Here is a 9737-nt window from a genome sequence, read left to right as displayed (position 1 = left end):
TCTGGTTCTGGTTTCCGTTGCGTTTCCTGCTGGGAATTTCTGCCGAAATTCTGTTCGTGTTGACGGAAACCTGGGCCAGCGAGCTGAGCGACAATAAAAATCGCGGACGCATCATGGCAACCTATACAGCGTCGCTCTCGCTGGGCTTTGCCGGCGGCCCGCTGATCCTGTCGTTTACGGGGTTTGAAGGGCTGGTGCCATTTGCAATCGGGGCGGTCGTCGCCCTCCTCGCCTTTGTCATCATGAGCCTGCCGGGACTTCGACAAATTGAAATGGCCCAGCAAAAACACTCAAATTTCTTGCGTATGATGCGACTGTCGCCCATTGCCATGGGAACAACGGCAATCAATTCGGCAGTTGAAACAGCCGGACTGTCTTTCCTTGCCATTTATGCCATGCGGCTCGGCTGGAACGAAACCGAAGGTGCACAACTGATCACGGTTCTCATGGTCGGTGCCATTGCGCTGCAGCTTCCCATCGGCTGGCTATCAGACAAGATGAACCGGGTTACACTGATGATCGCCCTAACGGCGGTCTCCGCAGTAACGGCATTTCTCTGGCCCCTGCTTCTATCGGTGAGCTGGCTGGCCTACCCGGCATTGTTCATCTGGGGCGGAATTTTCGTTGGCATTTATACGACAATGCTCGCGATAATCGGCTCGCAGTTCCGTGGGGCGGACCTTATCAGCGTCTATGCTGCGATGGGGCTGTTCTGGGGCGGCGGCGCCTTGGTGGGACCGATGCTGGCAGGCGGTTTCCTAGACGTGATGCAGCACGGCCTACCGACCTTTGTGGGAATGGTCTGCGTCGTTTTCATGGTGTTCGCCCTGATCGTAAAGCGCACGCTTAAACCCAGTGGAGCCCCCCAGGCATGATACGCATCGTTCTTATTCTCCTTGGCCGGGAAATTATTCAGCGTCACTGGAAAATACTACTCATTACCGGCGGCGTCTGGCTTCTGCTCGGCACATTCATCGCTATAGATGCCTTGGACGGAAAGACGATCATTCCGTCGCGCTTTTTTGGCTATTTCCTGCTGCCGGAGGCGGCTGTCGGCCTCCTGGCTGCCGCGTTCAGTCAGGGAACGGCGAGACGAATGCGTGTCGTGCAGGGTATCGCGTTGTTCGCGGTCGCCTTGCTGATCCTCAGCGCCACCCCCGCCAGCCACTTCACGCTTGCGATGGTGCTGGGGTTCTGCTTCCTTGTGGATGGCAGTGTGCGCATTGGCAGTGCATGGGTTGTCCGCTATCCCCGCTGGCGGCTGGGGTTGATGGGCGGCATTGCGGAAGTTTGCATCGCCATTGCAACGCTTCAGCCATGGCCAACATGGTACGCCGGAACAGTTGCCTTCAATGTCGGCGCCGTCATGATCCTTACCAGCCTTGGCATATTGAACATTGCGACACGGGTGCGACGGCTGGAAGAAGGCGCATCGATCAGCAGTATCTTCAACAGAAATCCTTTATGGAACAAGCCGGGTTCCAGCTCCCTCGCCCATTCTGCCAATCGCAGCGAGCTGATCGTCCATGTCTGGACTCCCACAGGTCAGGTCATGACCCCGCTTCATCAAAGGGCCATCAATCGATATATCGCAGCCGTCGATACAAACGGCGTCATTTCCACGGGCCATGCGGCTCTGGAAATGGCCCCAAACGTCTATATCAGCCATTATCCGGCAGTCGAGATCGACCGATCGCCGGACGAATTCACCCGGACATTACGCGCCACCGCAGACAACAATGTGCCCGGACGTTTCCTGCCAAGCTATCAGGAAGAATCCGCCGAATGGTGCCAATCGACAGTGCAGGTGGTGATCAAGAATATCGACGCATCGCGATTGAATGCATTCTGGCAAGATTACAGCGCAGACAACACCTATAATCTCACAAACCGCAATTGCTCAAGTGCAGTCGCTGATGCTCTGGATGCAGCGCTGGAAGGTGTTTATCGTGACCACAACTGGCCAATAATTACAGCGTTGCGCGCGATCATTTATCCTGAGCTATGGGCAGCGGGACTGATGCGCAAGCGCGCAGAATCCATGGCGTGGACGCCTGGTCTGGTGCTGGATTATGCGCGCGCATTGTCGGCTCTGGTCGACCCACCAAAATCGTTCTTGACGTTTCCCAAACTTCGCCTGCTAAAAAAATACGCAAACACGAAGCAGGACATAAACTAGGACACGTCTCGCATATATCCGGCCTAGCTAGAGCGGTTCCGGTTAATACGGAATCATCAGAACCGCTCTAACTATTTGTTTTACCGCATTGTCCTACGCAAAACCGCTTCGCACTTTTGCTGGAAATGCTCTAAGTACCGGCAGGCTGCCGGATGACCGTAGAAAACTGTTCGCGCTCCATTGAGCGAACCGGCGTCAGCAAGGCGCGCTGCTGGATTTCACTGAACGGCAGGTCGCTGTTCATGAGCAGCTCATTGTCATAGAGAAACTCCGGCAGATAGCCGGAGAGCAAAACCCTGTAATCAAATGGAAAACCTGGTTCCAGCAGGCGAACAAGGTCGAAAACGACCGTCGTGCAATTGGACGTCAGTGTATTGTAGAAGGCCGGGTTTCTGGCAAGATCGTTGGCCTTTTCGATATATTTGAGCAACATCGCCTGCATAAGCTCTTGACCAACATCGACCGGATATCGATAGACGCGCTCGTCGCGGACATTGGTTCTCAAATAAACAATGTCCCGTTCTTCCGCCGCTATCATCGCCAATTCGAAACTTCTGAAAAAGCCACCCAGCGAAGAAAATTCCTGACCTTTTTTCTTGCGTATTTCGGCAGAGAACACCAGATGGCGACCATCTGCAAAGCCGAATGAAATCAATGTATGTGCAATGGCCGGATGCGTCCAGTAAGACAATATGACATCCACCGAATTGAGTTCGCTCAACCTGTACGTCCCGGATTTCCACCCTGGCACAAATATCCGGCTGTCATTCCATGTGAAGTCACGAATGTTGTGAAATGTCACCTCGTCGCCCTGAACATCCGCTGTCACCGTGTGCTGGACATCTGCCGCCCAATCCCGCGTAAGCGAAGGCTTCATCGAAAACCAGGAGACCAGAAAGAGGGAACCGAGGCAGATGAATGCGACGTTACTGAAGCTTATCAACTGGCTGCTCGAACGCGGTGAAAACAGGACCGAGATATAAGCTGCAAGAACAAGCGCGGTCAGGGCCATGACGCAGATTTTGATCGTCTGCCCCACCTGCAAATGAAACCAGAGCGCCATTGCCGCCCATAACACAATCATCGAGCATAGCGATGCCCAGGCAAACATAAAAAGCAGTTTGATCATGGTATATTCTGTGGCCTCGGATCAGCAGTCATAAATGGTAATATTGCGAAAACCGGGCTGGTGCTGGCGCTACAATGGCCCCGACGCCAGTGTTTCAGACGATGATAGGTTTTGTTGGAGCAAATTCGGGCTAACCGGTTTCTTGACGCCTGCATCGGACTGGACTTCGCGAATGGCGTTCTGGAGGACGGCGTTTCTTTTAAACGCCACGCGACCGGCGGCAATCACCTGATCCACCTGTTCTGTCGGAAGCACGAAGCGGGTTGGCACTTCATTGAAACTTGCAGCCATGCCAGCGGGAAGATCTTGTATCGACAGGCGTTGTACATGAAATCGGACATCGCGGCAGTTCCATCCTTTCAACGAGCCGCGATAGCGCGCTACTGTGGCTGCAGACAGGCTGCACCGATATGCAATGAGTTCGTCGCGCCATTGCGTTGTCGCCAGCTTCAGCGCATCAAACCCTTCCCTGACCGACGAGGAAATGGCAGTATCCGTAACCGCACCGAGGATTTCAGAAATCCCTGGCCCTTGCAGCTCCTTTACCCATGGATATTCCATCTCACGGCCAGCATCCACGACAATGTAAAGAAAAGTCTTCAGCTTCACGGCATCGGCAGGCGACAATGGCCCATAGGGTGTTTGCGCCGAGGCTCTGGCCATCGCAAATGGCGTAAGCCCCAGATTATCGGTCAGCGCGCCATCGAGCAATTTTATGAAATTCACATTGCTCGACCGGTAAGTGTGCAGTGCGCGCCCATAGGCCTTCAACCTATACGACGCCTCGGGATCGGCCATGACCCGGCTTAGCCAATCGGGCTGGCGATAGGTGCAGGCACCATGGTTGGATGCAACCGAAATGGGCTTGAAAACGACCGGAACCGCCGCTGACGCCGCGACTGCGTCAGCAATCCGCACATCCTTCAGATTGCTGCACAGTGCTGCAAAGGTTTCTACGCTGAAGTGAAATGGAACCCGGTTGTAGATATCCGATGCAGAGATCCAGATCGATGGCGCATTGGACCAGTCAAACTTTGAATAGGTCGCACCATGGAAAATATTGTCGTCGAGCCAACGGGCAAGCGAGGATCGGTCATTTGCGCCGCCATTCAGGACGCCAATGGCGACTGCTGGCGACAAGGCATTGGTGCGCACGCGTTCTTCAGCGTTCCTGACCAGAAACGTTTCACGGAAATCCCGATAATCATCGCGCCCTTTCATGCCGAAATAGGCTGCAAGAACCGCGCCTCCAGACACGCCGGATATTATCCTGATATTATCGACCAGGCTTCGCTCATAGGGATATTCGTCCACGATCGTATCATCGAGCGCCCGCATGACTCCATAACCAAAAGCCGCCGCCCGCGTGCCGCCGCCAGAAAATGCCAGGCCAATGATCATTGCGCCATCATCCCCGTGATCGGGAACGAAATGATTGTTAAACGCGAATAATTGAGACGTTGAACGATTGATCGGCCCGACATCGGATACCGCGCAGCCCGCAACAAGAAAACTGACAACAAACCCTGTTATCAAGAAAAGAAACGATCGATTCTGTATCATGCCCCCACCCCAATTGAACGACAATTAACACTGCCATTGAAGCAAAAGCAAATGGCAGATCAAGGAACGTATCTCCCGCCACAATCTAAGGATTTAAAGTATCGTCGAGTTGACATTTTCTCCAATCGGTCGCACCTATTTTAGGAAAACAGTTCTTTTGAAGCCCTTCTCACGGCACTGTTCTCCGCAAGGGACGCCAAGTGTTCTTACCTTTCATTTTTTCGCCAAGGACGAGCTATCATACTACGGATTGCTCGGTATCTACCGAGGCTCTCGGCTTATCTCTTTTCGCCGCCTACCGTGATCATTCCAGCTTATCCATCCCTCTCCCTGTTTATAGATTTGGACCTTTTAACTTAGGTAGGCCGCTGGCGCGCAACGGTTGTTTTGATGAGGGTTTCCTCGTCTACCCATTAAAATCGCTTCTGATGGCGGTTAAATTGCATAGTAAAACTCGCTTGCAACTGACCATTTTCTAATGCATTCCTTATTTGAACAAAGCCGCTTCAAGCGCGGGAGAAACAGCCATGTCAAAACGTCAGGCCACCAGTGCGTTGCCCCGTCCCGCTCGCCTCATCGGTTACGCACGCGTCTCGACCGACGATCCGGTCCATGATGCACAGATGGACGAGTTGCGGGCAGCTGGCTGTGATCGCATCTTTCAGGAGTAGGGTTCCGGGACTTCACGCGCCCGCCCGGTCCTGACCCGGCTGCTTTCGGAACTCGTTGCCGGTGACGTTCTCGTCGTGGTCCGGCTGGACCGCCTCGCCCGCTCGGTCAGTCACCTTCTGCAGGTTATCGAAGATCTCGAACAACGCGGCATCCACTTTCGATCTATCCGTGATCCCATCGACACATCCACGCCGCAAGGCATGTTTTCTCTGCAGGTGCTGGACGCCGTTGCACAGCTCGAACGCGCGCTGATTGCAGAACGGACCAAAGCGGGGATCAAAGCTGCAAAGGCGCGCGGCAAGCTTCCGGGAAATCCCGGCTTGAGAGAGCGCAAGCCGGAAGCGATCCGGGCCGTATCTCAAGCGCGCAACAAACGCTATCTCGATGAACTGATCACCTCGGCACAGACCTGGTTGCCTCTGGTGCAACAAATGCGCCCGGTCCACAGCTGGGAGAATATCGTACAGGTGCTCAATAGGCGCGGACATGACTGGACGGTCGAGCGTCTGCGCCGCGCCGTGCATCGTCTCGTCCGCGAAAAAATCGCCGACAAGAAGCTTGTTGCCCGATCCCCTCGCCGCATCCCTTCTGATCACCTGATGAAACTGGTCGCCGCAATTGCGATTGCCGATCCCGGATTGTCGCTTCGCGATATCGCGGCCCAGCTCGATCAGATGGGAGAGCGGCCGACGCGCGGTGGGAGGAAATGGCAGCCTTCCTCCGTTCGTCACCTTTTAGATGAAGCCCACCGTTTTGGTCTCATTCGTCGCTAAGCGCCTGACCGATCATTCGGCCGAGAGGCCGTCTTTCAATCAATGTGATAGACAATCCTCCGTCATTGGAACTTTCGATAATGCAACACAATATGCGTTACATGTGCCGCCCAACATCCATACGCCCGTGCAAAATACGCACAACAAGCAGCGTGTTCACGTGCTCCCGGAAATAGATCACATGGGATCCGACGGCATATTTGAGATAACCTGGTCGGATGTCCGTCAACCGACCACGCTTGCTCCCTTCCGTTAACCCTTCAAAAGCATCCATGACGTCAGTGATATAGCTGTTTGCTTGCTCCAATGACCATTCGCGTAAGGTGTAAACCCAGATATCTTCGAGATCGGCCTCGGCAAGCGGTGTAAGCTGATACCCATCAAAGCGCATGCTTCGTCTTCATTCTCTGCAGGAAGCCCTCACGATCCAAGGGCTTCGACTGACCAGACTCTTCGCCCGCAATCAGCGCCTCCTGCAAGGACCTAACGCGCGTTTCATGTTCTTCTAAAAGGCGCAATCCTGCACGCACAACATCACTGGCAGAGCCATAGCGCCCTCCCCTCACCTGTGAATCGACGAAATTGGCGAAGTGATCACCGAGGGTAACTGATGTGTTTCGTGACATATATTCACTCCTTTACGCGATTGTACCAATAATTGGTACCAACGCAAGAGCGATTGCCCAGCTCGTATACGGCGCCAAACAAAACGGGTTCAACGCCACGCTCAGTGAGCTTCTAGCTTCCGCTGAGCTACACTGAGGTATTGCAATTGGCAGTTATGAGGCCCAAAGCGAACGCTCGACCGACGACACCTAGTTGCTGTAGGGTCGAAAAGAAACACCCGGTGGAGGCAATGAATGCCCTATGGAGTCAGCTTGAAAAGCTGCAACGCTACCGCAGTTGAAATCCTGAAGCTTTGGGATGAGGCGAGCGTATTTGAACCGAAAGGCTCGATGCTGGAATTAGGATATCCGCCCCATCTGACACTTGCGGTGTTCGAGCAATGGCCAGGCGACGTTAGCGCAATCATGGCAGAGGTCTTTTCAGCACAGAGAAAACTTTTAATTACCTTCGACACAGTAAAATATTTTGACAATGAGACTATGATCCTCTGGACAGAGCCGCGTTCGAACCACGCCCTATCTGGCCTACATAGCAGATTACACGGCCACTTCGATCCCCTGAGCTGTCACGAACATTAACGCGTTGGTCGCTGGGTTCCTCACTGCTCCTTGGCAACTAAGGTACCGCAGTCAGCCAGAGCGGCAGCTATCGGCTGAGCAGAAACCAGAAGACTCGCGTTCGCCGTCGAATTCGACTCGGCAGATTTCGTTCAATTCCCGCCGGTCGTGATACATGAAGAACTGCGATTACGCTGAATGACCGGTTTGGGCGCAAAAGCGGTCTCTTCTTCAGTTCGTTACCGCACCAACGATAGGAACGATTATTATGGCCACTTTCATTCTGATAGCCGGAGGCTGGCAGGGCGGTTGGGTCTACCAGAAAGTAGCGGATATCCTCGCAGGGCACGGGCACATAGTTGTGCCAATCACACTTTCGGGGCTCGGTGATACACCTGCCCCATCGGCCAATCTTGAAACTCATGTAAGCGAGGTCGTTGATGTCGTGAAGTCGCATAGTGACGACTTGATCCTTGTCGGGCAATCCTACGGAGGAATGATCGTGAGCGGCGTAGCGGACGCCGTTCCGTCGCGCATCCGTTCACTGGTCTATGTTGACGCTTATGTCCCAGAAACCGGCGACTCGGTCTGGTCGCTGACAACACCGCGCTTTCGAGACATGTTCATCGCAGGTGCAAAAGGTGACGGGCTGAATTGTGCCCCGCCTTCCAATCTGGACCCACGATGCCGCCCACAACCGATCGCGACATTTCTCCAGTCAATCACTTTAACCGGACGCTGGCGTGAAATACCTCGTAAGGTCTTCGTTGGCGCACATGGATGGGATGGAAGTCCATTCCTCGACCTTTACCAACGCTTGAGCGAGGAAACGGATTGGTCAACCTTTTCTCTCGATTGTGGCCACAACGTAGCTCGACTGGAACCAGAGGCATTGGCCCGAATAATGCTGACCCAGGCCCGACCAACCAGAGAAGCCTTCCCGTAGATGCATAATTATTGCTGCCGTCACTAGCGCCTACGTTCCACAACCGGCGTAAATCGGCGGCTTCTCACAGACTACCCAATTTCAAACAAGGACTTCAACGTCAGCTCACCATTCATTTTAACACGACAACTGAATGGTTGTTCCATTTGCGCTGTCGGTAGAAATCGCGCTCGTGGTATTTCAGACCTCACGGATAACCGGTGCTGTCGTTCTCCTGGCAGCCACCATCTGGTATCTCGCATGCTTGACACGGTGGTCCACCAACGATGGCGTTTCCAGCACACCGAAGGCGTTCGCAAGGGCACTAGGCACCCTCGTCTTTGGGGCGCTAGGCTTTATGACGATAGTCGTTGTGGTCCCACTGGCGATCGTCCAACGTTGAGTACAGTACAGCTCGCCTAAAGCGCCGTTCGATCGCACAAGAAGTCGTTTTCCTTGTGAAGCACTTGGCCCGTTCACCGAATTCAATGACCTCGATCTACTTCACCAACTGGTTGCCTAACTCATTCCCACAGCGCAAGCGCGGGGATCGTCCGTGCTTTCACAGAACTTCTTCGCTGCGAAGCACCACGGGCCGAACTCCATTTGCTTCACGAGACTGATGACGCTACGGTCCATATCCATTTACGCGACTGGGTCGCAAAATGTTGCCAAGTTTATCATGGTCATCTCTTTGCACGATATTCCCATTGGATCGCTATTGCGGGGATCAGGAAAAGGACGACGTTCAGACTCTTCCAGAACCCGATGATATTGGCCATGTACATGTGGGTTTGATCGACGCTAAAGCCAAAAAAGACGGACATCATACTTGTTGTAATGCCGCTGAGCGACATCAACCACGCAAAGATGATAAATAGCAGATTGATCAGGAAAGCTTTTAGCAGAACGTTTCTAACTCTAAGCGGCGTTTCCATCGAAATGCTCCCTTGTTAGTAATGCGCCTTGTCTACTTTGCTCAGCACAAACCTTCTCATTGTAACCCATCCGGCGCGATTTTCCGCGGTCTTTTCCGACAATTCCACAAACGCGACAATCACCCTTGTCAGTTATCGTCCTGATCACAATCTCTGATTAAGAGGTTGAGCACGCACCTGAAAGCCACTTTCGCCTGTTGCTAAAGCTTATGGATCATCACCATCATCGTAGTCCTACCGATGTGATCGCTTATCTTGTTCACTCTAGGAGAGCTTGACGTTGATCTCGGGCGGAGGCATCCACAAGACAGTCTCGGCAAATGAGTGCCACTCGCGACCCCGTCTCGGCGACGACTAGCCGTTCTTGACTATTC

General features: G+C 53.5%; 10 protein-coding genes and 1 pseudogene. 6 read left to right on the top strand and 5 right to left on the bottom strand.

The annotated features are described in order from the left end of the window. Together MKS82_RS17960 and MKS82_RS17955 are read left to right on the top strand one after the other, a co-directional pair. Nucleotides 1–875 (top strand): MFS transporter (locus tag MKS82_RS17960; RefSeq protein WP_240579136.1); only part of this gene is annotated, 875 nt, incomplete at its 5' end. Then, entirely contained in the window at nt 872–2179 is a 1308-nt protein-coding gene (locus tag MKS82_RS17955) for an HdeD family acid-resistance protein (RefSeq protein ID WP_171058842.1), read from the top strand. The genes MKS82_RS17960 and MKS82_RS17955, both read left to right, overlap by 4 nt. Nucleotides 2180–2309: 130 nt before the next feature. Here the strand turns inward: MKS82_RS17955 and MKS82_RS17950 are convergent, their stop codons facing one another. Both MKS82_RS17950 and MKS82_RS17945 read right to left on the bottom strand, forming a co-directional pair. Continuing rightward, complete coding sequence (locus MKS82_RS17950) at nt 2310–3308, bottom strand: Lnb N-terminal periplasmic domain-containing protein (protein WP_181394334.1); 999 nt, start codon at nt 3306–3308, stop codon at nt 2310–2312. Nucleotides 3309–3377: 69 nt separating this feature from the next. Then, the gene (locus MKS82_RS17945) at nt 3378–4871 is read right to left on the bottom strand and encodes a patatin-like phospholipase family protein (RefSeq protein WP_109989469.1); all 1494 of its coding nucleotides are present in this window, start codon (nt 4869–4871) and stop codon (nt 3378–3380) included. Between the two features lie 527 nt (nt 4872–5398). Here MKS82_RS17945 and MKS82_RS17940 point away from each other — a divergent pair. Further along, nucleotides 5399–6316 (top strand): annotated as a pseudogene (locus tag MKS82_RS17940) (recombinase family protein). 97 nt (nt 6317–6413) lie between these two features. On the opposite strand, the gene MKS82_RS17935 reads toward MKS82_RS17940, so the two are convergent. Both MKS82_RS17935 and MKS82_RS17930 read right to left on the bottom strand, forming a co-directional pair. Beyond that, nucleotides 6414–6707, bottom strand: a complete 294-nt coding sequence (locus tag MKS82_RS17935) for a type II toxin-antitoxin system RelE/ParE family toxin (RefSeq protein ID WP_240579135.1) — start codon at nt 6705–6707, stop codon at nt 6414–6416. Next, a complete protein-coding gene (locus MKS82_RS17930) occupies nt 6697–6942 on the bottom strand; it encodes a type II toxin-antitoxin system ParD family antitoxin (RefSeq protein WP_109366597.1) in 246 nt (81 codons plus the stop codon). The genes MKS82_RS17935 and MKS82_RS17930 overlap by 11 nt, the downstream gene beginning before the upstream one ends. 234 nt (nt 6943–7176) lie before the next feature. Here MKS82_RS17930 and MKS82_RS17925 point away from each other — a divergent pair, with 234 nt between their 5' ends. The 3 genes from MKS82_RS17925 to MKS82_RS17915 all read left to right on the top strand — a co-directional run bounded on the left by MKS82_RS17925 (nt 7177) and on the right by MKS82_RS17915 (nt 8828). After that, complete coding sequence (locus MKS82_RS17925) at nt 7177–7521, top strand: 2'-5' RNA ligase family protein (protein WP_240579134.1); 345 nt, start codon at nt 7177–7179, stop codon at nt 7519–7521. A gap of 247 nt (nt 7522–7768) precedes the next feature. Further along, the gene (locus MKS82_RS17920; RefSeq protein WP_240579133.1) at nt 7769–8446 is read left to right on the top strand and encodes an alpha/beta fold hydrolase; all 678 of its coding nucleotides are present in this window, start codon (nt 7769–7771) and stop codon (nt 8444–8446) included. Between the two features lie 133 nt (nt 8447–8579). After that, the gene (locus tag MKS82_RS17915; RefSeq protein ID WP_109366600.1) at nt 8580–8828 is read left to right on the top strand and encodes a hypothetical protein; all 249 of its coding nucleotides are present in this window, start codon (nt 8580–8582) and stop codon (nt 8826–8828) included. Between the two features lie 283 nt (nt 8829–9111). On the opposite strand, the gene MKS82_RS17910 is transcribed toward MKS82_RS17915, so the two are convergent. Then, nucleotides 9112–9363: a hypothetical protein gene (locus MKS82_RS17910; protein ID WP_240579132.1), complete on the bottom strand. Its 252-nt coding sequence runs from the start codon at nt 9361–9363 to the stop codon at nt 9112–9114. Between the last annotated feature and the right edge of the window lie 374 nt (nt 9364–9737).

The organism is Ochrobactrum sp. A-1, from assembly GCF_022488005.1.
Classification (GTDB): Bacteria; Pseudomonadota; Alphaproteobacteria; order Rhizobiales; family Rhizobiaceae; genus Brucella.
This window is presented reverse-complemented; position numbering and strand designations above follow the sequence as displayed.

Excerpts from the sequence above, each read along its gene's own strand:
- MKS82_RS17955 (WP_171058842.1), top strand. The coding sequence starts at position 872 with ATGATACGCATCGTTCTTATTCTCCTTGGCCGGGAAATTATTCAGCGT.
- MKS82_RS17950 (WP_181394334.1), bottom strand. The coding sequence starts at position 3,308 with ATGATCAAACTGCTTTTTATGTTTGCCTGGGCATCGCTATGCTCGATG.
- MKS82_RS17945 (WP_109989469.1), bottom strand. The coding sequence starts at position 4,871 with ATGATACAGAATCGATCGTTTCTTTTCTTGATAACAGGGTTTGTTGTC.
- MKS82_RS17935 (WP_240579135.1), bottom strand. The coding sequence starts at position 6,707 with ATGCGCTTTGATGGGTATCAGCTTACACCGCTTGCCGAGGCCGATCTC.
- MKS82_RS17930 (WP_109366597.1), bottom strand. The coding sequence starts at position 6,942 with ATGTCACGAAACACATCAGTTACCCTCGGTGATCACTTCGCCAATTTC.
- MKS82_RS17925 (WP_240579134.1), top strand. The coding sequence starts at position 7,177 with ATGCCCTATGGAGTCAGCTTGAAAAGCTGCAACGCTACCGCAGTTGAA.
- MKS82_RS17920 (WP_240579133.1), top strand. The coding sequence starts at position 7,769 with ATGGCCACTTTCATTCTGATAGCCGGAGGCTGGCAGGGCGGTTGGGTC.
- MKS82_RS17915 (WP_109366600.1), top strand. The coding sequence starts at position 8,580 with ATGGTTGTTCCATTTGCGCTGTCGGTAGAAATCGCGCTCGTGGTATTT.
- MKS82_RS17910 (WP_240579132.1), bottom strand. The coding sequence starts at position 9,363 with ATGGAAACGCCGCTTAGAGTTAGAAACGTTCTGCTAAAAGCTTTCCTG.